Consider the following 22,059-nt stretch of genomic DNA (forward strand, 5'->3'; position numbering starts at 1 on the left):
TTTCGCTTCTCTCTGCTGTCTCCGAGCATTTTCTGCTCAAGCCCCCAGGGTGAGCGCTAGCACTCTCTTCTGAGGATTCGCGCTGCCTGCGCTCCGGCTTTCTGCAGCGAAAGCTTTATATACTGCTTTGGAGCTTGCCGGGGCTGAGGGGCGCCGGTTTCCTGCTGCTGGCTGGGGGCCGGTGCGGCTGCTCTCGTTCTTCAAGGGTGTCTCGCGCGCTAGCCTTCTTGCTCTTCCTTGCCCAGAGTTACGGGGGAGCAGGATGAGGCTGCGCGACTACCTGGAGAGGTATCCCGACTTGAAGCACCTGACTTACGCGGCTGTCAGGTGCCTGCCGGGCGGGGAGGAGCTCCTCGAAGCCGAGGTGGGCTTCGACCCGGAGTTGAGGGCGGCTGGCTGCGTTGATGTCGGGGAGAGGCGTATCGTGTTCCGCGAGGATCCGCCTGACGAGCTGACTCTGCTCCACGAGCTCGTTCACCTGGCTGGCTGCTACGTGGAGAGGTACGCGGGAACCCTGTCCCTCATCCTCCTCTACTTCGCCGAGAACGGGGTTGTCTGCAACCTGTTCAGGCTGCTGGAGCTGACGCCCAGCGACTTCGAGAGGGCGGTTAGAGAGGCTACCGGGCTGAGCCTCGAAGAGTGGATCAACTCGAGGGGCGTGGGTGCACCCTGCACGACGCTCGACGAGAGGGAGGGAAGGCTGAAGTTCGACGGGGACTGCTTCTCCCTCCTCGTGGACTTCTTCATCGGGTGGCTGCAGATCGAGAGCGTGGCCGGCGACGAAGCGTGCCGGGCGATCGTCGAGAGGCTGGCCGCTCTAACCCTCGAGGGCGGGGGCCCGGGCCGCGGGGGAACGGAGAGGTGCTCTGCGGTGGACGCTGAGGAGGTAGAGGAGTAGCCGCTAGGGCTTCGCCGCTCGCGGGCGCCCCCGGCTGCCTGAACCCGTGCTGTCCCTTAAACCGGTTTTTTATCGTGGAGGCGTTCTACGCTGCTCTCGGTGTCTGTGAGGTAGCTGGCCGCTCGGCCTGGGCTTTGAGCCGGAACGGATCTTCCAGCTGCTGTCGGGGGCTCGGTGCCCGGTAGAAAACTTATATCGTGAGGCCCCTGCTGAAGCGCTGGCTGGGGGCGGCCCGGAGGCGCCCGGTAAGCCTGCTGGGTCCCGGTGACTGGGCATGTCGAGGAGCTTGCTCGCGCTGGTCGACCTGAACAGGGTGGCTGGCTATGTGCTTTCGAAGAGGGGGAGCGATGGAGGCTACCTCTCCTTCCAGTACATGGACATGTTCGAGTCGTCGGCGGAAGACACGTTCTATGCTCTTTCAACGCTCTCTGCGCTGAAAGTGGATCCTCCCGGCTTAGAGTCGACGATCAGCTTCTTGAAGCGCTTGCAAGACCCCTCGGGAGGCTACGGGAGCGTCGAGGTAGCTTACTACTCGGTAACGGCTTTAAGCCTCCTCGGGGGAGAAGCCCAGAGACCCTGAGGGGGCGGGCCGCTTCCTCCTCAAAGTGCTGGAAGCGCTCCTCGAGCAGCGCGGCGACAGCGCCTGGATCCTCCTCGAGGGGCGGCCCCTCTTCAACGAGAAGGGAGTCCTCCGGTCCAAGGACGCTACCTACATCCTCACACCCGCCGACGTGACCCCGTGGCTGCACAGGCTCTCGATGGTAGTGCTCGCGCTGGTCACCCTCGACGGCCTCCCGGAAAGCTACGCCGGCGAGGTCGCAGCCCTGCTGCTTGAGCAGCGGAGCAGCGGGGGCTTCGGCAGCCCGGCGCCGGCACTCGAGTCGACGTACTGGGTTGTCGAGGGCCTGAAAGCCCTAGGCCGGCTGGCCCCGATGCCGGAGACAGCCCGGTGGGTTCTGGAGTGCGAGAACGAGAGCGGGGGCTTCAGCGCTTCACCCTCCTCCAGAAACTACTTTGTCGAAAACCTCTACTACGGGCTGGAGACCCTACGTGCGCTCGGCTCGGCGCCGAAGCACAGCAGCAGCCATGCGAGGTACATCTCCAGCCTGCAGAACGCGAACGGTGGCTTCCGCCGGGCACCCACGCACGGCGTGTCAAGCCTAGAGTACACGTTCTACGCTATACGCTCGCTAGAGCTCTTAGGCCTCCTTTAGCACCCGCGGCGACCGGGAGGCAGTGTGGAGAGCTTGAAGGGGCTAGGAACGGGGGAGAGGCCGAGGAGCTGGACGAGAAGCGCCGGGAGGCGCGCAGGCTCGCCGCGAGGAACGTTCACAGAGCTATGAGCGGAAGCCGGGGGTCCGGCGCGCATAACTTCATAAGTCTAAATATTATACAGAGTGTGTGCTCTCCTGTTCGATCGGCGACAGGAGACTATTTGTTGATCTTCTCGAGAAGTTAGCCCTAAGTGGGGGAGTTCACCGGGCGCCTTCGGGGCGTGGCGTACCCTGTTGAGTGCGGGCTGAGCGCAGGGCAGGTGGGGGTAGAGCCTTAGAGGAGCTGAGGAAGCTTACCGAGAGAGATTCTCGCGGGGCGAGCCGCAAGGTCGAGGCGGTAAGCCTGAGGGAGCTCCTCGGGCAGGCCTACCACGCGCGGTAGAAGCTCGAAGCAGGAGGCCAGCACCGCGCTCGTAGATCCGCCTGTTTTCTTCGCCTCATCTGCACGGGGATTGCTGCTGGCGACGCCACGGGCCTCTTCAACCCAGCGGTGAGGGGGTGGGCTGCGCAGCGAACCTAGCGCCTCCCATGCTTAAGCCAGCGAGAGCGAAGCGCGACGGTGAGCTGTAGGCGCGGACCCCCTTGCCGAACCGCCTGGCGTGAGTAGCGCCGCGGTACCGAGCGCAGGGTGCGCGAAGCAGCCGAGCACGCGGAGCGCGTGGGAGAGCCCTTCGGAGCGCTTAGTGCTTCCCCGGGAGGTGAGAGCCTGAAGCAGAACTTAAGCCCGTTTCACCTGCAGGCGCCCCGATCCTCACTCTTCCCTGACCCGCGCCAGCAGCGCTTATTAGCTACTTCATGGTAGGAATTCAAGGGTTACGCATGGGTAGTTATGTAACGGTGTCCACGAAGGTCAGGAGGGAGCTTAAGGAGGAGGCGGAGAGGCTGGGTATCAACGTATCCATGGTGCTGAGGAGGGCTCTGGAGGAGGAGGTGAGGAGGAGGCGGCAGCAGAAGCTATTCGAGAAGCTGGAGGCTTTCCGCGACGTCCTGGACAGGATCGAGGTGGAGGAGCTGGTTAGGCTGGTTCGCGAGGATCGCGAGAGGAGGTAGGCTTGCCGGAGTGCAAGTACCTTTTCGACGCTTCCTCGCTCGTCCACGCGCTGAAGCTCGAGCGCCTTGACCTCCTGAGCGAGGGCTGCATCCAGTGGCTTACGGTCTACGAGGTTTTGAACGCTGTCTGGAAGGAGGCGCACCTGCTGGGTAGGCTCGACAGGGAGAGGGCTGTTGAGTTCGTCGACGCCTTAGCCGAGTTCCTGGGCACTCTGAGCATCCTAGACCTGCGCGGCTGCGAGAAGGAGGCTGTCGAAACGGCGCTAGAGCTCGGCGTGACGGCGTACGACGCCTCATACGTGGTTCTAGCCAGGAAGCACGGGCTAGTGCTCGTCACTGAGGATAGGGAGCTTAGAAGGAAGGTAGGCCATGCGATTGAGGTGGTGAGCCTGGAGGAGCTACTCAGGCAGGCCTACCGCGCGCGGTAATAGCTAGAAGCAGAGGGCTAACGCTGCGTGTTCGTAGATCCGCCCGCCTCCTTCAACTCGACTGTCAGGGAGATCGTCGTTGGCGGCGCCACGGACCCCATGACCCCCACCGCCACGATGGGTGATAGACTGCGTAGTGAGCCTGGTGGCTTACTACACCTTTTTCGGAAGGATGGAGCTCTACGAGTTCGTCAGCGTCAAGGGAACCGAGTGGACAGCCAGCGCAGTGGTCTGAGGGAGACGCTGGACTGGTACAGGCAGCACGGCTACCTGGATTGAAAGAGCTCGCAAAGCACGTTCTAGAGAAATAAGGTCACCTCGAGTAAACTGCTAGGCTAGAGGTGTTCCTTAATCCACGCTAGGATCTCTTTCTCCACCTGCCTGCGCACATGGTAGTCGTTGAAGACGTGCCCGCCCCTCACCTCCATAAACTTCTTCTTAACTTTCAGCACCTCGAAAGACTATTTCGCGCGGTCTAGGGGTACTGCCTCGTCGTATACCGCGTGGATTTGAAAAGTGGGTGCGTGCATCCGCTCAGCCTGGTCGGGCGTCATAAGCATTCCCTCGACAGCCCTCCTGTAGAGGGGGGATGCGCGCGCTTCTCACGGCGTAGCGGCCCTGCAGCTGCCGTATGACGAGCTGGCTGCCGCCCTTGACGACGAGCTTGCCTCCCGCGTAGCCGTTAGCGACGAGCCACTCGAGAGCCCTGATGAGAGCGGTGTACTCTGCGACGTTGTTCGTCACGTCGTCGCCTCTGTAGCCGGCGCCCACGATCCCCTTGCCGGCCGCGATCCTCTCCCCATCTCTGTAGGCTACGAAGCCGTACGCAGCGATCCCGCCCGGGTTGACCGGCTCGCAGAGCCCGTCGAAGTAGACGGTTATCATCGACGTGCTCCCTGCTCCTCGAGGAGCTCGATGAGCACCGTCACGCGCCGGATTATATCCCTACTCACGGCAGCTCCTTTCGAGTCTCGTCCACTTTCTTCGCCAGCGCGAAGATCGTGCTACCTTCCAAGAGACCCCTCAACGAGCTTCACCGCATCTACGCGCTGCGGCCCGCCCAGCAGGCGCGAAGCGATGCTCCTCAACCTCTCCAGAGCCTTCTCGGGCTCCAGCACGATGCTGCCGCCAAAAACCCTCACCGACAGCCTGTCGCCCACTTTGATATCCAGCTTCTCGCGGACGGCCTTGGGGATCGTAACCTGGTACTTCCTGGTGGCCACGACCTCCTCCATCGCAGTACCGTAGTGCAGTAGTACCGGTTAAGCCTTTCCATTTTTGCGGTCCGCGCCTCACCGAAAGCCTCCTGCAGCGCGCCCAGCGCGACCCCCGGAGAGCTCGCGCAAGACAGGAGGAACTGCGGCGCTCAGGGTTAGCTGGAGACACGGGTTCCCAGCTACCCCCTCATTCCCTCGAGGGAGATAAGGGGATCCTCCAGCTTGATGCCTACCAGCCCGCACGCTTCTACGTGCTCCCTGTCCCTGACTCTCGTGGAATTTCTCTGCTCGAGCTCGCGGAGCAGGCTCCCCGTGCCATGAAGTGCCTAATAAGGAGGCTTAACTTGGAGTTAGACCTGCTTTTTCCCCTGCAGAAGCTGATCCATGAGGGCTACATACCGCACAAGTCGTAATCTCAGGCTCAGCTAATGCTGCTCATGTTCCTGAGCTGGCTACGCCGAAAGCTAAGTGGATGAGCGTCTAAGCTTCAGACGTAAGGAGTATTAACTTGAGGATGGCAGACGCATTCTACTCAAGAGAAAATATCCCGGTCGAGGAAGTGCAGGGAAAGGGGGTGATCAATACACAGTTCCCAGCGTCTCTGTCGAATGGAACCTTGGCTGGTGCAGTAAGAATGCATAACAGGGTTGTCCCTTTCAAGGGATGTGCTCTACTAGAGAATATTCTGGAAGGAAAATCCTAGGGACCAACTCGTCTCGTGCCCTGCCGGATGGCGGTTCACGGCGCGCCAAAGCAATAGCGGTTATGCAGGAAGATGCTATGCAGGTTATAGCAAACTAGTGGTTGCTGTAGTAGTCATCGTGGTGTTTGCTCTGCTGTTTATTGGGAGGGGAGCGAAGCCTCTGCCGCTTCCCTCCCTGCCAGTATGGATGCTGTTATTCCTACAGACTCCTCTTCCTTTTCTAACGATGCATGTATTCGTTAAATCTGAATAACTGTTACGGCATATAATCTGTAGGAGGATTAGACCCTGCTTTCAGGCAGCTGTTGAGGCTTTAATGTTCATACTTTAACTCCTTATCAGTCCACCCTGAGTTCACAGAGTTCTTAGTAAGGGTCAGTATCGATTTGGTCAATTAATCCTGATGCTGCAGTGTTCGCGAGGAAGCTTGTTGCATCCATAGGGCAGCGAATAATGCTTGAGAAGGCTCTGGGCCAGGTTAGGGTTGACCCTGACTGGGATCTGCCTGCTCCTGACGAGGTGTAAGTTTTCTCAAAAGTTTTAGATCTAATCGTAAAAGTATGGTTTCAATTCTTCCTCAGGGATGAATCTTAAGGCTTGCCTGTAGATGGCTTTCAAAGTTCCCTTATCCAACTCCTCATGGAGAGGAATAGTTAAAGATTGTTTTGTTCCATCCGGTAGGATCCTCCTAAGTTTCACATGACTACCTTTTTGAGAAATTATCGTAAACCCGAATCTCGACAATATTTTGACTACTTCTCTCCCACTCAATACTTTAAGTCTCGGCATAGGAGGGTACTTCTATGCTGACTAGAATGGAGTAGCCTGGAAGAATATCCCATTCGCTCAAGTCCTCCCCCTCAAGATGAAGGCTTATCGCTTCCCTTATGTTCTTCACAGCTTCATCCAGAGTTTTACCCTGGCTGACAACTGGCAGGTCAACGCACTCAGCAACATAGTACTTTTCTCCTTTGTAAATCCTTACCTGTATTATTTTTTTCATACGTTTTGCTTTAATATTCTCCTCCTCACTTTTAAGCTTTACCCTAGGAAATAGCTGCTAAGACTTTAGCAGGCTACCTGACGAAAGAGATGGTCGAGGGCGTCGTCAAGCCAACCGCGGTGGGTCCACGAAGCAGCAGTTGTGAGCAGCGCCGTGCGCCCTCTGGACATCCCACCCCCAAAGCCGCGAGCCGTGAAGCTCAGCAAGCGCAGGATAGCGGACTTCATCTACTTCAGCGAGAAGCACGCGGCGAGAAACCTGACACCGGATCAAATGAGCCGCGCGATAGAGCTCGCCAGGGAACTGGGGATCGAATCGGCGTAGCTGTGATCCGCGCCCCGCGGAGCCCCCGGCAGCATGACCTCGGAGAGCTCGCGTGAGTCATGAGGAACTACGGCGCTCAGAATTTGCCAGAGACTCGGATCCCCGGCGATCTCATTCACCTCTCAAGGGGATGCAGGGGCTCATCCAGCCCGGCGTCTACCGGCTTGCACGCTCTAATGTGTTCCCCTGTGGGCTTCTGCTCGAACTTACGGGCAGGCTCTCCGGCTCGGCTCCGGCGGACCTTTCGCCGTGCATTACCGGCAGGTAGCGGTGGGTGGCCTGCTTGCCTTGCCGGCAGCTTTCAGTGCGCGCATCGGGCGCTCAGCGGCTGAAGTTGGTCGTTTAGAGCTCGAGGATCACTCTCCTCTCTAGCATGTCGAGCGCCAGCGTCTTCACCTTGCTGTTCAGAATCTCTCTGCCCACCAGTACCTCTCCTGTCAGGAGCTCCGGCTCGGTGGGGATGTAGACCCTGACCTCGCCGAGGTTCACGTGGCTGGTGCCGTGGTAAAGGGAGGCCTCCGCCACGTATACTTCGAACTCAGAGGCGCCGTAAAGGGGGTTCTCGAAGAGAACCCTGTCCGCCGGCTCAACCCCCTCGAACATCCTCGCTATCTCTAAATTAGCGTAGATGCCGCCGTCGAAGCCCGTGTCGATGATGGCTGGCCCGCGCGCCCGGCGCCTGCCCACCCTAACGGCGAGGTAGACGACCGGCACGTCCGGTATTCTCTCCCCGCGGTCGGTGTAGCCGTCCTCAGCGTAAAGGTAGCTGATCCTCACTCCTCCTCAACCTCCTCGACGACCCACCTCTCCCTGATCGACCTGCCGCGGAGCCGCGGGGACCTGAGCCTGAGGTAGCCGGTCGTGCTCAGCTTCCACAAAACCGTGGGGTACCTGGGGCTCCTCTCGCCCGCCCCCAGCTTCTCCTCCAGCACCCTCGCTATGAGCTCGCTCCTCGACACCCCCAGCTGCCTGCAGAGGGCGTCCACCCTCTTCAAAAGGTCCCCCGGGAGGCTCACGCTCACCTTAACAGTGGTCATACCCTGTAACACCTTTTACCACCGGTTAATTAAGCTTCCCGCCAACACAGCCTCAGAGCCTGTAAAGCACGCCCACCGGCGCGATTTCAAGCTTGACCGCGAGAAGGCCGCTAGAACGTGCAGGGTTGGAACGAGCTTGCTCACTCGTGCAGGCTCCCCGTGGTCGGAGCTGGCGGGGCTCACCGGGAGGGGCGCCGCGGCACCGCTCCCTGCGGAGCGCTACGGCTTGATCTCGACCCAGTATCTCGATATCTCCTTGAAGAAGGCGCGCCCCGCTCTCTCGCTGAACTCTCTGGGCGTTAAGGCTACTATGTCGAAGCCCAGTTCCCGCGGCAGCTTCAGCCTCACGAGCGCAACCCTGTCCGCGTACTCCATGCCCTCGAAGCGCTCGCACACGACGACCACGTCCACGTCGCTCTCAAGCGTGTGATCCCCCCTCGCGTAGCTCCCGAAAAGGTACACCGTCGCGCCGAGCTCCCTGGCGAGCCTCTCCAGCGCCTCAAGGACCTCCCTACGGGTCTTGAAGAGCTTTCGCGACCTCATCCAAGACCCCTCTAGCCGTCGAGACAGCTTCCTCCGCCTGCTCCCTTGTGATCTCCTCGGAGGGCCTCTCCACGCCGGCATTCGGGTACCTAGCTACCGTGTAGTACGCCGAGAGTTTGGAGAGAGTTCCTTCGCTGAGAGACAGGCCTACGCTCCTAGCCTTGCGGTAGAGCTTGACGAGGTCGTGCCCCCGGGGCGTACTCGCCCAGCGCGTGCAGTATCAAAGCCTTCAACGCCTTCTCGGCCGCCTGCCGGGCCGCGAAGCAAGCCCAGTTGTAGTCGCCCACGCTGATGCTCACCTCCGCGTGGCGGAGGTCTGCTCTAGCCTCCGCTAGCCAATCCAGCGCCTCACCCCTTACGGGCATCGCCGCACCCCCTAGACCTCTCCCCAGAGTCCGAAGGCAGATTATAAAAGCGTCACCAGCGTAAAGCGCGAGAGAAGCAGATTGCCCACGCTTCAACCACGGCGAGAGTCAGCCACCTTCGCGGAAGCTGCCGTCCCGTGGCCGCATGCTAAAGTGTGAAGCCGATGGAGTGTTGTCGGCTGCGCAGGCCAGAGAAGGGTTAAGCAGTGAAGTCGCGAAAACCCTCGAGGTCGCAAACCACCAGGCTTGTTCGGATCGCCCGAGGGCTTTTCCGGGCGGGAGTGTGCGCGTGAGGAAGGTCGTCAAGCTGCACTGCGGCGGCAGGTCGGTAGAGGTTGCAGCGCTCGTGGATACAGGCGCTGCCACGCTGGTCCTGCCCAGGCTCTAGCTTCGACAATTTCGTTGAGAGGGAGCAGAGCTGGATCGCAAGGCTTAAAGATCCTCGTGTATGCTCACGTCACCTACCTGGGTGCACGAGGGCTGGGGGTAAGCCTACGCGCGGCTGCGTTAAGGGGGTAATGAGCTTTCTCGACTTCGGCCCCAACTACTGGGGTTCGAGTTTTCCCTCAGGTGCCCCGCCCAGCCTGGCGGCTCCACGCTTACTAGCTGATCTCTGGAGTCCCGCCAGCTGGAACAAGCCGCACCTGCAGGCTTCGATATCAACGAGCGATGCGGTTTTCGACTCTTTGCTCTTTGTCGAATGTTTGACTTGGCAGCCGACCTCGCTAAAAGGGCAGATAATCATAAATATGTAATAAGGTCTTGTTTTAATCGATGGCTCAGCCTCACCAGCATTTGATTAGGGTTCCGTCCGCCTACCAGCTGGCTGATCTGGTTCTCATCGAGGCTGTGACGCACGTTCACGCTGGTGTAGGACGCGCTGGCGGCGTCGTTGACCTCCCCGTGCAGAGGGACGAGTACGGCTATCCCTGCATCTACGCTAGCAGCTTGAAGGGTGCTCTGAAGACTGCGCTGCTCTGGGCTCTCGTGAAGGAGAAGAACGATTTAACGCTCGCGAGGAGGGCTGCCGAAGCTCTTCTAGGGCCGGAGCCCGAGCCCGAGGAGAGCTTCGAGTCCAGCGTCGCGGTTCTCGATGCGCGGCTCGTAGCAATGCCCGTGCGCAGCCTCAGGGGCGTGTACGCCTACGTGACCTCACCGGTGCTCCTCAGTAGCTTCCTCGAGTACTCTCGCCTCCACGGCGCAAACGGGGACCTGCTGAAGGATGTGGAGTCGCTCTTGAAAGAAGCAAAGGGAGTGAATAGGGGTTCCTGCCTCTGCGTGGGGAGCAAGGATCAGCTCGTCGTGAACGAGCTGGAAAGCAAGATTATCCTGCTGGAGGAGTTGTGGCTCACTCCTCAGGAGGCGAGAAGCGGCGGCGAGCTCAGCAAAGCCCTAGGTCTCGACAAGCCCTTGCTGGTGCTCCACGACGATGAAGCCAGGCACGCGATCGACCGGGGGCTTCTGAGGCTCACGAGGGTCAGGTTGAGGAGGGATACGAAGACCGTGGAGGAGGGAGGCCTCTGGAGCGAGGAGTACGTGCCGGCTAAAACGAGGTTCGCTACGGTGTTCCTCTTCAAGAAGCCGCCCCTCGCTGAGAAGTTCGTGACGAGCCTTCTGGGTAGGCAGAGCGAGGGCGAACGGGGCCAGCAGCGAGTCGATGATACAGCATACCTCGAAGCTCTCGTGAAGCTCGGCCTGCTAAACGATTCGACGAGAAAGAGGGTAGAGGAAGCTCTGCAGAAGAACGATCTAGCGGGTGCCACCGCGCATCTCGCCAGCAGCGTGAGAGAGCGAGTGAAGGAGCTTCTTGCCAACCATCTGAAGGGATACGTTGTGCTCGGCGGTCACGAGACGATCGGTAAGGGTATCGTAAGGCTTCAGGTGGTTAGCGCATGAGCGCTGAACAGCTTAGGGATCCGGTGAGAGCTGCACTCAGTATTTTCACGAGCATTAAAAGGGAGCTTGAATCGACAGCTCAGAGCAAGGAGCTGGGTCGCAAGCTTCGTGCGCGAGCCAGGGACGCCCCCGAGCTAGTGGAGGGGATAGGATTAGTCCCGACGCTGAGCTTCTTTTACAGCAAGAAGAAAGACACAGACTACAAGCTGATGCTTAAAGCAATCCTGCTCTACCTGAAGGAAATCGGAGTTCTAGGCCCAGCGAGGGACGTTGATAATCTTCTGGAGAAAGGTGGCACGGATGCAATGGTTGAGGTACTGCTCGAGCTTAGAGGAGAGAGTACGGCGATTGTACCAATTCTCAGGCCTTTCCTAGTGGAATTCAAGCGGCTCTGTGAAGCCACCTGGGAAGAGGGGGAACGGCAGTGAGCTATGCAGATCCTTTCGAGGCCCTGCAGAACGAGATTAGAAGCGGAGATCTCGTTTGCAGCCTAGAGTTGAGAGCTGTCACCCCGCTGCTCATCGGCGGTTACGATACGTTTACCTGTCACGGGGATCTAGGTAGAGAGGGGCTAAGGCCCCTCTCCATTAAAGGCGTGTGGAGGTGGTGGGCTCGCGTCCTAGCCTCAGCCGCCATCCATAGACGCTTCGGCAAGTTTCCAAGCCTAGAGGGCGCCGACAGGGTCGTAGCGAAAGTGCTTGGAACTATACGCGGAAGGGCAAGCCCTTCTAAGTACCAGATAGTCGTAACGGAGCTCGATGTGAGAACTACCTCGTTGGAGGGGTACAAGAGTGTTGCACGCCTAGGGCTTCTTGAGCTAGGCGGAAGGGGCATCTTAGAGGATAGAGCCCTGGGATTGGGTAGCCGCTTACGCGTAGATCTCTACAGGCAGGCAGATACGCGCCGTGACGAGGACGCTTTCGCAGTCGCTTCGCTGCTACTGGCTCTAACCTTTGGTGGGGTTGGAAAAGCAACGAGCCGCGGCTTCGGAAAGCTAGTGCCAACTCAAATGCGTTGTGATCTGGCTGAGGCAACGAAAGTTTTCAACAGCTTGAGGAGGTTAAACAACGAAAGGGAGGTGCTCAGCGGGGCGAAGCTTCAGTCGGACTTTATTGCGAAGACCGTTGAGAGCACACTAAATACCTGCGTCGAACTTACGGCTCCGCTCGTGGAGAATATGGAAAACGCAGCACAACACGAATGTCCTTTGATCGAGACCCCCGAGGAGGGCTACTATAGAGTTTTTGTAGCTAACAAATTATTTAACGGAGATCTAGATGCTCTCCAAGCAATCGGAAGAGCTACGTTAAAGATGTATTGGAAAGCGCTGGATTTCGTCAGGAAGAGAATTCCTCCGCGTGATGCTTTGCGAAAAGCACGGTCTATTACCGGTAAAGCGTATCGCACATGGATCCTCGGTCTACCCAGGTGGCAGGAACCAAAAAAGAGGCGGCTTACGGGGTACTTAGCTGAGATTGGCGAAAGAGACCCAAAAACCGTCCGAAGAAAATCGCCAGTTATTTTCGTTCCGATGGGAATCCCCATTGGTAGTCGCTACTACGTCATCGTACTAGGCTTTAAAACATGCGACTGGAGCAGAGCAATGATGAAATACCGGAGCCTGCGCAGAAGTGAGAGGGAGGCCACGGATATTCCCAATATTGACGCTGCTTTCAATCAAGCTATGGACTACATCAAAGGTATATTGGAAACTGAATGGGAGTGAAGGGTATGAGCAGGTTCAGATCAGAGAAGAGACAGGAATTCTTTCACGAAATCGAGCTAATCGCAGGGGATTCGAGCAACCTTAGCCTGTTTTCATACGCAACGCTTGCTGGTGCCCGAGTAGCGATGCTGAGCGAATCTGATAGACCAAAGAAGAAACGCATATTCCTTGAAAGGATCTGTAGGATGAGCTGCGGGAGCTTGCACCACGTGAAGGCTTACATAAGGGATGTTAAGGAGGCGCTTCTAGTAAACGGCTTCCAGGTCAAGGAGTGTAGGATCGTAAGCGTAGCAAGGGGACTTGTTGGAACGGGGGAAGCGTTCGGCAAGGCTCTCTTCGAGATCGGGCTAGCTTTCGACCCCCTGCTTAATGTTCCCTTAATCCCCGCTTCTAGTCTGAAGGGAGCTTTCAGGCACGCCTTGAGAAAGAGATTCGGTGAAGGCGCTGCTGAGCGAGTTTTCGGCGGTGCGCAAGAAGGCGTGGGGCTTGTGGGTGTAACCGATGCTTACCCAGTGAGAGCCAGGGGCCGCCTCCTCGAGCCCGATATTTTGGCACCGCACTACCCTGAGACCGAGCAGTTGGAGACGGAGCTGGATGTTGAGCCGAATCCCGTACCCTTTCCGACGATAGCTCCGGGTGTTGAATTCGTTTTTTACATCTACTTTAACAAGGGGCTTCCAGCTGCTCTGGACGAGAGGCGAAAGTTAAGAGTTACACGTGAGTTGGCGGGAAAGGGCGCTGGTTTTGAAATCTTCGAGGGCGACTTAGCTGAAGCCCTCAAAAACGTTAGTGGCAAGGTACATCCAGACCTGATCCCCCTCGTCGACTGCGCCGTTATCTACGCTCTCACGCAGGGGGTCGGAGCGAAGACTTCGGTCGGATACACACGCTTTAAGCTGCTCGAGTACAGGTCGGTGACGTAACCATGAGTGAGGAGCTTTTCAGGCTTAAGATCGCTGCGCTTCTTCACGATCCTCCGGAAAAGCCCTGGCTGCTGCTGGGCATGGAGCCGCACGAGGAGGCAGCACTCGAGTACGTGAAGGAGCTAGCCGGCTTCGGGGATATTCCGAGAGAGGTCAGGGAGGCGGATAGGCTGGCGTCGAGCATCGACAGGTACGTCCTCTCGATCATAATGGGCGAGAGGTACGTCCGGGGGTTCATGCCCTGCAGGAAGCTGGTCCTGAAGAACCCTATCAACCCGCTCTTCCAAGTGGAGCTGCCAGAAAAGCTGCCCGCGGAGCAGGTTAAGGGATTCAGGAAGAGGCTCTTCGATGCCTTAAGCAAGATTGCAGATGCGAAGTTGAGGTACCTGCTGCTCTACGCGCTCTACGAGGTTCTCTGGATCGACCAGGACCTACCTGTAGGGCCGGCGGAGACGAGGGTCCCCACCCACACGGTGTTCGACCACAACTACGCCACTGCCGCGGCCCTCAACTGGATGGCGAGCGACGCCAGGAAGGGTCTTCTCGTGGGGCTCGACGTGGCCGGCGTCCAGGCCTTCGTGGCGTCGAGCAGGAAGCTTAGGGACGCGTGGGTGTCCAGCTACCTCGTCTCGGCGCTGGTCTGGTACACCATCCTCCCGCTAGTGGAGCAGCTGGGGCCCGACGTCGTGGTGACCCCCTCGCTCAGGCTCAACCCGTTCTTCCTGCACTGGCTCTCCCACAAGGTGCGTAGCTGTCCGAAGGAGGAGCTTCCACCCAGCTTACCTAACGAGCTGGATAAGGCGACGAAGTACGCGTACATGGGGGATGAGTACCTGCTGGAACTGTACAAGGGCTTTTGTGTCCCACCGTACGCTTGCGTGCCCGAGAGGGCGACGCTTATCCTCCCGCCCACGGAGGAGCTCAAGGGCATCCTCGGGGATGATGTAGCTCCAGCACTCGAAAGCAGGTTTAGGCAGGGCTGGCGCAGCCTGTGGCGGGCGATCCGCGCGTACGCGGAGGAGAGAGCGAAAGACGAAGAGGGGGAGCTCGTTTGGAAGTTTATCGCTAGAGTCTTCAGCTACTACGGCGGAGAGTACGAGAAGGCCCTGTTCCACGAGGTGCCGCCGCTCCAACTCAGGGTGGAGGTGGTCGAGGTTGAGCTGGAGGGGCAAGAGTACTGGCGTACCTACAGCGAAAAGTACAACGAGCTGGCTTCGAGGCTAGCTCAGCGCAAGTACAGGAGGGTCGAACCTGAAGCTGAGCTGCAGGTCGACCAGCTCACGGAAGCGGCCTTCGCTAGGGGCATAGGCTTCCCCCGCCGCTCGCCTAGAGGCTTCGAGTACTGCACCTCCTGTGGAAGGCTGCCAGCCCTTCTTGTGCTGCCCTCGGGGGAGGGCGAGCGCCCCGAAGAGGAGGAGTACGGCTTCTACGTGTACGGTGCTGTGGTGAGGGGCTGGGAGAGCGCCAAAATCGAGGAGCTGTGGAGGAGGATTAGAGATGCTATGGCTCGCGGAGAGAAGGAGTCAGAGCTCGACAGCTTCACCCAATGGCTGGATAACCACAAAGTTAAGATTGATCTTCGGGGCCTTAAGACGATCTTCGCGCCCGGAGAGAGGCTCTGCGCCTGGTGCTTCGCGAAGAGGGTCCTCAGCCTCGAGCCACGACTACTCAACATACTACTCTTAGGCGAGGATGAGGAATACGTTCGACGGCTCGCCAAGGAACCCCGAACACCTCAGAGAGCTAGCTTCGGCTTCCCATCCACACCTGACGTGGCTTCGCTTCGGCTTAGGGAGAAGCTCGTTGAGAGCATAAGGAAGGGGACCGTCCCAGCGCAGAGTCTTCAGAATCAGCTTACAGCTCATTTCCCCCTGCTTTTCGATGTTCTCAGAGCAGTCGCGAGAGAGGCCAGGCCCTGGCTCGCTGAAATGGAGCTGGAGGGAAAGGTTAAGGAGTTGAAGCTGAGTAGGGATCCGGAGAGCCTGCTGCTCGGGCTTCTTAAGGCGGACGCTGAAACGCTCTGGCTCTCCAGCGACAAGGAGTTGAGGACCCGCTGGAGTTCGCTCATACGCGAGTGGGGTCTCGCTGGCTACCTGTGGAGCTACTATGGCATCGTTCGGGCTGACGGCGACAACATTGGTAAGCTGCTCGTAGGCGATGTTTCGGCGCTGCACGGCCTGGAGGATGACCCTGCTGAGCTAGGAACCTTGCTCGCGGGAATCCTGAAGGCTTCCGGAGCTTGCGAGTTCGAGAAGCTGCTCGCCGCGCTGCTAGAGGAAGATGAGGAGAGGTGGCAGGCTGCCCTGAGGCAGTGGTCGGCATCCCTCTCGGGGCAGCTGAGCGAGAGCGAGGATGAGGTGAGAAGGCGGCTGACCCGCGCCAGGCAGGTGGTAGAGGAAATTCGACGCAAGCGCGCGATTCCTGTAAGCATATCCTACCACTTCTCGATCAGCAGCGCCCTATCCAGAATCGCGATCCTCGAAGCGGTGGCGGTCTCGAAGCTAGGAGGCTTCATCGTCTACGCCGGCGGCGATGATCTGATGGCGTTCGCCCCAGTTGACTCTCTGGCAAAGCTGGTCTGCATCAGCAGGCGCATCTTCGCGGGAGCCCCTATCGATAGATGCCGCGCCGAGAAGACGCCTGGCGGTGAAAAGCGAGCTTCTACGGCGGGAGAGCGGCACGAGTCCGGGCAGCCGCACTTGACCAGCGGTGGAGTACAAGTCTCGCCGGAAAAAGGCTTTATCAGGGTGAGGAGTGCCTGGCTACCGGCCCTGCCGGGCGTAGGTAGGAGCTACTGCGCGCTGCTTGCTCACTATCTTTACCCGCTGCACCTGGCGCTCGATCGCGCGGGCTCAGCGCTCGAGGATGCCAAGGCTAGAGTTCGCACCACCTGCACGCATAAGGGGAGGAAAGAGAGGCTCACAAAGGACACGGCTGCTTTCGCATACGTGCCGAGAGGGGGTGTGGAGCTCTCCTTCGTTCCGCTGACGCTGAACAGGGGCTTCCACGTCGCGGAGGGGAGCGTTAGCGCTGAAGACTACCTCCGCGAGGTATCCTTAACCGCCAAGGCCGTTGACGGCCTGCTCCGCTCGGTGTCCCCGCTTCTTGGCGAGCAGCTGTACTCCTCTAGCCTCCTCTACGACGTGGAAAGCGTGGGCAGTAACCTCGTGGAAGCCGCCAGGCGCTACGTGGAGCTCGTTGAAACGCTGGTGGACTTCGTCCTTAAGAGGAACTTGGCGCGCAGGAGGGAGAGAAGAGAGGCTGAGAGAATCAGGTGGGATGAACTCTCAGAGCTCATCTGCGAGCTGGATAAGCATGAGAGCATGAAGTTCAGGACTAGCGTGGTGGAGGCGGAGACGGGAGGGAGAGAGGAAGCCGCGCACATTTTCACAGCTATCGTTCGCTCCGCGAGGAATCTGAGGGGTGGGATGCGGTGAGCGGTGTATCGGTCTACCAAGTCAGGATAAAACCGCTGGAGCCGCTCATGCTGCGGGGTCCCGGCGAGTTCGACCCCTCGGCACGCGGGGTGAGCGCAGCCGCTGTCTCGCAGGCCTTTCTCGCCCCTAGCACCGTCGCTGGGCTCTTAGTATCCCTCCTCCTAAGGCGGCCAGTGGAGCCCGTTTCGAGCTGGACGTGCTACGTGGATAGGATGCTCGAGCTGCTCAACAAGCTGGGCATCAGGTGGATCCGCGGCCCCTACCTGGCCCAGGGCTCCACCCCTTACGTTCCGATCAGGGCAGGTGGCGACCTCTTCTTCATCGATCTAAACCAGCTCGCCTACCACTTCAAACGGGAGCTCGCCAATATCGAGAAGGGGGATCTCGAGGGCTTCATAAGCAGATTACGGCAGATCCAGGACCGCGCAGAGCCCCGCCTGCAGGAGCGGGTGGGGATAGCTTTAACCGCTCGAGAGGGGTTGAAAGCCGTGAGGGAGGGCTTCCTCTACACTGCGAGCTATGTCTCGGTCCGCTGCGACTACATAGCTGTTGAGATCGGCTCGGATAGTGGCGCAGCGCCTGGTTCGCTAGCCCGCCTCAACGGAGCTGCAGCGGCGGTGGGTGGCGAAGGCAGAGTTGCCAGACTCGAGGTCCTAGGCGTTGACGGGGGCGTGGCAGAGCTTGTAGCCGGCTCGGAGTTCGAAGGAGGCTACGCGGTGCTTCTTTCGCCGCTCGTTTTGCGCAGCCCGATGAGAATCGAGAGGAAGGGTGGTAGGGTGAGCGTGAAAGTGGGGGATAAGTGCTTCCTCGAGCTAATCAGCGGCACTGTAGGCCTCAGGGGGTTGGGCTTCAGCATCGCCGAGAGGTCGAGGAAGCCCGTGTACCCAGCGATACTCGAGGGATCGATCGTCAAGCTCTGTGAGGGTCAGCGCTACACGAGGGACGTGGGCCCCTACGCGAACGTACCCGGAGGAGCGCTGCTCGAGCTACTGGGGAGGATAGGTTACGGGAGCCTTGCTGCGCTCGGGTGAGCGTCCGTGAGCGGGGTGAGCCCGCCCGCGAAGCTAGTATTCGCAGCTTTGGGGGACGTCTCCGATCTTGTCAAGTGCGAGTACTACCTCGATGCCAGCTCGTGCCAAGGGACGGGACGATACGAGACTTTCTTCTCCATAGAAGCTCTCGCGCGCTGCCACTCCGCAAAGCTCGTGAAGATCTTCATCCAAGATTCCCTCCTCCTGAACAGGCTGCTCCAAGACGATCAAGATTTGAAAGACGAGCTTTTCTCGAAAAAAGCGCTGAGCAGAGCCGACTTAGCGAGCCGCCTCGTGCGCGGCTCCTGGATATATTCGTACTGCGAGAAAGCCCTCCTGAAAGAGGATTGGGATAGAGTCGACGAGGCGCGTAGGAGTTTCGAGAGCTTCTGCCGCCAGATCAAGTGCGAGATCACTACGCTGCCGGGGATAGCCTCAGGGAGGAGAGACAGCTACGTTTACACGTGGAGGGGTGGGAGGGAGAACTTCTACAGGGCGCTCCTCGCGGGCGTCGTAGGCTACGCGCTCAAAGCCTTGTGCGAGCACGCGAAGGAGGATTCGATCGATGTCATCGTCGATACCACTCACGGCATCAACTACTTCGCTCACGCACTTGTAGAGGGCGTGTCGCTGGCCTGCTCGCTCTACTTGCTGAGGCGGGCTCTGCAGCCCGCCACGATCACTCTCTCCCATTACAACTCCGATCCCTTGTTGATAAGAGGCTTCGAGAGGGAGGGCGTGTCCGTCAGAGTCAATAGAATCGCCGAAGAGAAAATCCGCGCGCTGGTGGTCCCGCGCCTCAAGGAATTCCTCGAGAACTACGTCGCGGGCTTCAGCTCGCTCGAGAAAGCTGCCGAGAGCCTAGCCGGGCACTGGAGCAGAGGCGGCTGCACCGCAGACGAGTGGCTCAGGGCGCTGACGTCCTGCCTACTGCTGGTCAGGGGAGCCCTCTTTTGGGCCCTAGCTCTAGCACTCCAGTGTAGAGTCCCCACGCTGGACGAGATCCTCGGGAGACTCGAAGAGGTCAAGGTGGAAGCCAAGGACAAGGACGAGGACGAGGAAAGACGCGTCGGGGGTGACAGGGCGGGGGTCGAGCCCATAGTTCGCAGCCTGACTTACAGGTGGAGTGACGGCGAGGGGGCAAGCCCCTTCGTCGAGGTTCTCCTGGTCAGCCAGATCGTTCGCGCGCTCAGCGAGGTAGCGGAGCAGCTCGAAGCAGGCCCTGAGCCGCACAGCATCCTCGTGAAGTGCTTGAGAGAATACAGCGGCGAGGAGGAAGGCAAAGTTCGGGAGATAGCTGCTAGGCTCGAGCAGGGGGAGGGCAGGGCACCGGTGCTTGACCTGGATCGGATGAGGACCGTAGCGAATCACATATACCCACTCGACACCGCCAGCCTGATCGACTACGAGATCAGAAAGGTGCGAGCCCTGCTTAGGAGGATGCGCGGCAGCGGGCCCGAGACCTCTAGCGGTGCTCGGAAGTCCGGAAGGAAGTATCTAGTGCACCAAGGAGAGGGCGTGAAGCTCATAATCTCCCTACCTGAGGCGGGCCTCGACGAAAGGAACTTCTACGCCCACGCCGGTCTAGCGAGCGGCACAGCGTTCATTGCAGCCCTGATCGAAGGAAAGAGGCTGGTCGCCTGTCCCTACGACTACGAGCCGGTCATGCGACTAGCCAAGAGCACCCCGGCGACCGTGAAGTAACCCAGCGAAGCCTCGAGCAGTCATCGGCGCGCCACCCCCACCCTGATGCCGAGCTACCCTCAGCATCTTTCAATTCTTTCCCAGCTGCTTCGCGTTAAGAAAAACGATGGTCCACAGAAAGCCAACCGTCCTTTCAATTCTTTCCCAGCTGCTTCAGAAGGGTAAGGCGCTGTACGGTTACCTTGTTTCCCTTGCGCAGCCTTTCAATTCTTTCCCAGCTGCTTCGTGGTGTACTGGGGCCGCCACACCCCCCACAGCTCGCCCTGCCTTTCAATTCTTTCCCAGCTGCTTCCCCTGAGGTTCGACCTCTCCGGGATCGAGGACGTGAGACTTTCAATTCTTTCCCAGCTGCTTCACGGAGATCATTTTCGATGTGATGAAGGTGCAGGCCGTGAACCTTTCAATTCTTTCCCAGCTGCTTCGAGAGAGCCACGCTGCCGCCGCTTAAAGCAACAGTCCCACTCCTTTCTTTCAATTCTTTCCCAGCTGCTTCAAATTCTTTTTCCCCTCCGTTTCCTGCAGGCTGAGACACTTTCAATTCTTTCCCAGCTGCTTCTGAGGCATGCCGCGCGCGGTGTGCCCACGGTGCGGGGAGCGCTTTCAATTCTTTCCCAGCTGCTTCGAGGGCAGGAACAACTTCTACCAGTACGTGGGAGAAGTTTCTTTCAATTCTTTCCCAGCTGCTTCAGGGAAGGCGTTGAGAGCGTGCTCAAAGTACGCGCCAGGGCTTTCAATTCTTTCCCAGCTGCTTCTTGAAATCTATCACATCGTGCGGCAGTAGGCCAAACTCGCTTTCAATTCTTTCCCAGCTGCTTCACTTGTGTCCGCCGCTTTCCCTGAAAGGGCAGAAAACTTTCAATTCTTTCCCAGCTGCTTCAGAAACGTGTACAAGCCCCACAGGAAATCGCCGATGAGCTTTCAATTCTTTCCCAGCTGCTTCGACGTCAACCTAGACCTCTTGAAGCTGAAGCCGGGTGAAATCTTTCAATTCTTTCCCAGCTGCTTCTTCAGAAATTTCCCTTAACGGGAAAAACACTGTGCAAAAAGCTTTCAATTCTTTCCCAGCTGCTTCCTTCTCCCTTTCGCGTAGAGAGCGGGCGTGGCAACCCGCTTTCAATTCTTTCCCAGCTGCTTCCGTGTGGTTTTACGCGTGGTGGTTTTTAAGGTTTGTCTTCTCGAATTTTGAGTATCGTTTTCCGCAGGGTGCGTTGTTCGCCGCTTATCTGTGGATTCGGGGGAGGAGGGGTGGAGTTCCCGCCCCTCGGCGGGGAATAGAGGAACTTTCTAAGGAGAGGTCGCTTAGCTTTTAAATCCAGTTTCGAAGAGCGGGGAACGCGTTTCCCGCAGGCTGGCGGGTAGGGTCTGCGCGCCCTTATGCCTTTCCCGTGCGCATAGCTTCGCGTTTGCGCTCGATCTCCGCGATGGCTTTATCCTTCGGAGGCCTTTGGGGAAGGCTGCCCGATCGGGTTCTCGTGCTGGCGGCGAGCCTATGGTCGGTAAGGTCGGGAGCACTTCCAGCTGTGCGGCAGGCTGGGGGCTCGGCGCGCCGGGGGGTGCTTTAACGGCACGAACTGCTGAGCATGTAGCTTGAAGCAGCTCCAAAACCTCACCGGCGTGAGGAGGTGTATTCAACCCGCAGCGGAGCATTGAGTTCTCGCTACGTGGGCCTGCTTTCTTCACGTGGAAGAGAGGGGGGAAGGGAGCGGAGGAGGCTCCATAGTAAGGATGAGTAGGGCGGCTTCTTCGCACCGGCGGGGGTTGAAATCGCTTCTCGAGCCTAGAGGGGTTGAGGGGCGAGGAGGTGCCGCTGGAGGTGCTCACCGCCCGTTCACGGCGGGTTGGGCGAGCTGTTGCCCCTGCGAGGGTAACGTGCTGACCCCGCGCTGGGATTAGTGGTATCTACCACGCTGGCCTGGTCTTCTGGGGCTCGATAGCTTGCGCAGGTCGAGCTTGACGCCTTTTTCCAGGGCTTCGGTTACGACCACTTTCCTGCCCTTGTACTTCTCCAGCTGCTCGGGTGTGTAGGGGAACATCTCCAGCGTGAAGGACCCGTCCCAGAGCCTGCTGAGGAGCTCCATGTTCTCGATGAAGCTCCTCTCCTTGAACTTCTCAGAGACGACCACCATGTCGAGATCGCTGTCCGCCAGCGGGGTGCCGTAGACCCTCGAGCCGAAGAGGTAGACTTCGCTGACGTCGAGCTCGTCCCTCAAGCGCTTGAGGAAGGCTAGGAGCTCCCTCTTCTGCTTCTTCGAGAGCCGCACTTTGCCGAGCTCAGGGAAGGTTTCCACGGCTCTTCACCCACTCCAGAACCCTCTGGGCCGCTGCGATGCACTTCTCGCGTGTCTATCTGCCCCTCGGTTTAAGCTTACCTTTGCGGCGCTCTACACCACTTTAACGCGGCTTGCGCTCAAGCCGACCTTCGAAGCGGGAGAAGTACCCCAGGGTTAACCCGCCTTGGAGACTGCAGCTGGCGAGAAGCGCTTTTACGCCCGCCTTCTCC

Annotated in this window: 25 protein-coding genes and 1 CRISPR repeat array; of the genes, 15 read left to right on the forward strand and 10 right to left on the reverse strand. The window is 59.0% G+C overall.

The genetic code is table 11. The annotated features are described in order from the left end of the window. Positions 1 to 262 precede the first annotated feature (262 nt). The 6 genes from QXU72_08435 (at position 263) to QXU72_08460 (ending at position 3,650) form a co-directional block, all read left to right on the forward strand. Positions 263 to 898 carry a hypothetical protein gene (locus QXU72_08435; GenBank protein ID MEM0495271.1) on the forward strand — a complete coding sequence of 212 codons (636 nt, stop codon included), beginning with the start codon at positions 263 to 265 and terminating at the stop codon, positions 896 to 898. A 274-nt stretch (positions 899 to 1,172) separates the two neighbouring features. After that, complete coding sequence (locus QXU72_08440) at positions 1,173 to 1,478, forward strand: hypothetical protein (GenBank protein ID MEM0495272.1); 306 nt, start codon at positions 1,173 to 1,175, stop codon at positions 1,476 to 1,478. 25 nt (positions 1,479 to 1,503) lie between these two features. Further along, positions 1,504 to 2,112, forward strand: coding sequence for a prenyltransferase/squalene oxidase repeat-containing protein (locus tag QXU72_08445; GenBank protein ID MEM0495273.1), 609 nt, complete (start codon positions 1,504 to 1,506; stop codon positions 2,110 to 2,112). 298 nt (positions 2,113 to 2,410) lie between these two features. Continuing rightward, positions 2,411 to 2,554 (forward strand): hypothetical protein, encoded by a 144-nt coding sequence (locus QXU72_08450; protein MEM0495274.1) that lies wholly within the window; start codon positions 2,411 to 2,413, stop codon positions 2,552 to 2,554. 437 nt (positions 2,555 to 2,991) lie between these two features. Continuing rightward, the gene (locus QXU72_08455; protein ID MEM0495275.1) at positions 2,992 to 3,222 is read left to right on the forward strand and encodes a type II toxin-antitoxin system CcdA family antitoxin; all 231 of its coding nucleotides are present in this window, start codon (positions 2,992 to 2,994) and stop codon (positions 3,220 to 3,222) included. A gap of 2 nt (positions 3,223 to 3,224) precedes the next feature. After that, the gene (locus QXU72_08460) at positions 3,225 to 3,650 is read left to right on the forward strand and encodes a type II toxin-antitoxin system VapC family toxin (protein ID MEM0495276.1); all 426 of its coding nucleotides are present in this window, start codon (positions 3,225 to 3,227) and stop codon (positions 3,648 to 3,650) included. A 534-nt stretch (positions 3,651 to 4,184) separates the two neighbouring features. On the opposite strand, the gene QXU72_08465 is transcribed toward QXU72_08460, so the two are convergent. Together QXU72_08465 and QXU72_08470 are read right to left on the reverse strand one after the other, a co-directional pair. After that, on the reverse strand, positions 4,185 to 4,535 hold the full coding sequence (locus QXU72_08465; GenBank protein ID MEM0495277.1) for a reverse transcriptase-like protein: 351 nt from the start codon (positions 4,533 to 4,535) through the stop codon (positions 4,185 to 4,187). Between the two features lie 119 nt (positions 4,536 to 4,654). Next, the gene (locus QXU72_08470) at positions 4,655 to 4,885 is read right to left on the reverse strand and encodes an AbrB/MazE/SpoVT family DNA-binding domain-containing protein (GenBank protein MEM0495278.1); all 231 of its coding nucleotides are present in this window, start codon (positions 4,883 to 4,885) and stop codon (positions 4,655 to 4,657) included. Positions 4,886 to 5,375: 490 nt separating this feature from the next. On the opposite strand from QXU72_08470, the gene QXU72_08475 reads away from it, so the two are divergent. Next, positions 5,376 to 5,570: a hypothetical protein gene (locus tag QXU72_08475; protein ID MEM0495279.1), complete on the forward strand. Its 195-nt coding sequence runs from the start codon at positions 5,376 to 5,378 to the stop codon at positions 5,568 to 5,570. 546 nt (positions 5,571 to 6,116) lie between these two features. Here QXU72_08475 and QXU72_08480 read toward each other — a convergent pair. Both QXU72_08480 and QXU72_08485 read right to left on the reverse strand, forming a co-directional pair. Then, positions 6,117 to 6,359 (reverse strand): type II toxin-antitoxin system HicA family toxin, encoded by a 243-nt coding sequence (locus QXU72_08480; protein ID MEM0495280.1) that lies wholly within the window; start codon positions 6,357 to 6,359, stop codon positions 6,117 to 6,119. Then, positions 6,346 to 6,573, reverse strand: a complete 228-nt coding sequence (locus tag QXU72_08485; GenBank protein ID MEM0495281.1) for a type II toxin-antitoxin system HicB family antitoxin — start codon at positions 6,571 to 6,573, stop codon at positions 6,346 to 6,348. The genes QXU72_08480 and QXU72_08485 overlap by 14 nt, the downstream gene beginning before the upstream one ends. Before the next feature lie 141 nt (positions 6,574 to 6,714). Here QXU72_08485 and QXU72_08490 point away from each other — a divergent pair, with 141 nt between their 5' ends. Further along, positions 6,715 to 6,897, forward strand: coding sequence for a hypothetical protein (locus tag QXU72_08490; GenBank protein MEM0495282.1), 183 nt, complete (start codon positions 6,715 to 6,717; stop codon positions 6,895 to 6,897). Between the two features lie 342 nt (positions 6,898 to 7,239). Here the strand turns inward: QXU72_08490 and QXU72_08495 are convergent, their stop codons facing one another. The 5 genes from QXU72_08495 to QXU72_08515 form a co-directional block, all read right to left on the reverse strand. Beyond that, positions 7,240 to 7,674: a hypothetical protein gene (locus tag QXU72_08495; GenBank protein ID MEM0495283.1), complete on the reverse strand. Its 435-nt coding sequence runs from the start codon at positions 7,672 to 7,674 to the stop codon at positions 7,240 to 7,242. Continuing rightward, positions 7,671 to 7,934: a ribbon-helix-helix protein, CopG family gene (locus tag QXU72_08500; protein ID MEM0495284.1), complete on the reverse strand. Its 264-nt coding sequence runs from the start codon at positions 7,932 to 7,934 to the stop codon at positions 7,671 to 7,673. Before QXU72_08500 ends, QXU72_08495 begins: the two co-directional genes overlap by 4 nt. Before the next feature lie 219 nt (positions 7,935 to 8,153). Next, complete coding sequence (locus QXU72_08505) at positions 8,154 to 8,477, reverse strand: nucleotidyltransferase domain-containing protein (protein MEM0495285.1); 324 nt, start codon at positions 8,475 to 8,477, stop codon at positions 8,154 to 8,156. Then, a complete protein-coding gene (locus tag QXU72_08510) occupies positions 8,446 to 8,622 on the reverse strand; it encodes a HEPN domain-containing protein (GenBank protein MEM0495286.1) in 177 nt (58 codons plus the stop codon). The genes QXU72_08505 and QXU72_08510 overlap by 32 nt, the downstream gene beginning before the upstream one ends. 10 nt (positions 8,623 to 8,632) lie before the next feature. Next, positions 8,633 to 8,842, reverse strand: a complete 210-nt coding sequence (locus QXU72_08515) for a HEPN domain-containing protein (GenBank protein MEM0495287.1) — start codon at positions 8,840 to 8,842, stop codon at positions 8,633 to 8,635. Positions 8,843 to 9,616: 774 nt separating this feature from the next. Here QXU72_08515 and cmr4 point away from each other — a divergent pair. The 7 genes from cmr4 to QXU72_08550 are packed head-to-tail and all read left to right on the forward strand — an operon-like array spanning position 9,617 to position 19,559. Further along, positions 9,617 to 10,738, forward strand: coding sequence for a type III-B CRISPR module RAMP protein Cmr4 (cmr4, locus tag QXU72_08520; protein ID MEM0495288.1), 1,122 nt, complete (start codon positions 9,617 to 9,619; stop codon positions 10,736 to 10,738). After that, positions 10,735 to 11,166, forward strand: a complete 432-nt coding sequence (locus QXU72_08525) for a type III-B CRISPR module-associated protein Cmr5 (GenBank protein MEM0495289.1) — start codon at positions 10,735 to 10,737, stop codon at positions 11,164 to 11,166. Before cmr4 ends, QXU72_08525 begins: the two co-directional genes overlap by 4 nt. After that, positions 11,163 to 12,464 (forward strand): type III-B CRISPR module RAMP protein Cmr1, encoded by a 1,302-nt coding sequence (cmr1, locus tag QXU72_08530; protein MEM0495290.1) that lies wholly within the window; start codon positions 11,163 to 11,165, stop codon positions 12,462 to 12,464. The genes QXU72_08525 and cmr1 overlap by 4 nt, the downstream gene beginning before the upstream one ends. A 5-nt stretch (positions 12,465 to 12,469) precedes the next feature. Next, entirely contained in the window at positions 12,470 to 13,387 is a 918-nt protein-coding gene (cmr6, locus tag QXU72_08535; GenBank protein MEM0495291.1) for a type III-B CRISPR module RAMP protein Cmr6, read from the forward strand. A 2-nt stretch (positions 13,388 to 13,389) separates the two neighbouring features. Then, on the forward strand, positions 13,390 to 16,824 hold the full coding sequence (cas10, locus tag QXU72_08540; protein MEM0495292.1) for a type III-B CRISPR-associated protein Cas10/Cmr2: 3,435 nt from the start codon (positions 13,390 to 13,392) through the stop codon (positions 16,822 to 16,824). Further along, positions 16,821 to 17,855: a type III-B CRISPR module-associated Cmr3 family protein gene (locus QXU72_08545; GenBank protein ID MEM0495293.1), complete on the forward strand. Its 1,035-nt coding sequence runs from the start codon at positions 16,821 to 16,823 to the stop codon at positions 17,853 to 17,855. Before cas10 ends, QXU72_08545 begins: the two co-directional genes overlap by 4 nt. Before the next feature lie 6 nt (positions 17,856 to 17,861). Further along, complete coding sequence (locus tag QXU72_08550; protein MEM0495294.1) at positions 17,862 to 19,559, forward strand: TM1812 family CRISPR-associated protein; 1,698 nt, start codon at positions 17,862 to 17,864, stop codon at positions 19,557 to 19,559. Between the two features lie 66 nt (positions 19,560 to 19,625). Then, a CRISPR array of direct repeats spans positions 19,626 to 20,694; the repeat unit is 25 nt; unit sequence CTTTCAATTCTTTCCCAGCTGCTTC. 754 nt (positions 20,695 to 21,448) lie between these two features. Here QXU72_08550 and QXU72_08555 read toward each other — a convergent pair. Next, positions 21,449 to 21,847 (reverse strand): nucleotidyltransferase domain-containing protein, encoded by a 399-nt coding sequence (locus QXU72_08555; GenBank protein MEM0495295.1) that lies wholly within the window; start codon positions 21,845 to 21,847, stop codon positions 21,449 to 21,451. Positions 21,848 to 22,059: the final 212 nt, after the last annotated feature.

Origin of the sequence: Thermofilum sp., from assembly GCA_038741495.1 — an archaeon.
Lineage (GTDB): Archaea > Thermoproteota > Thermoprotei > Thermofilales > Thermofilaceae > Thermofilum.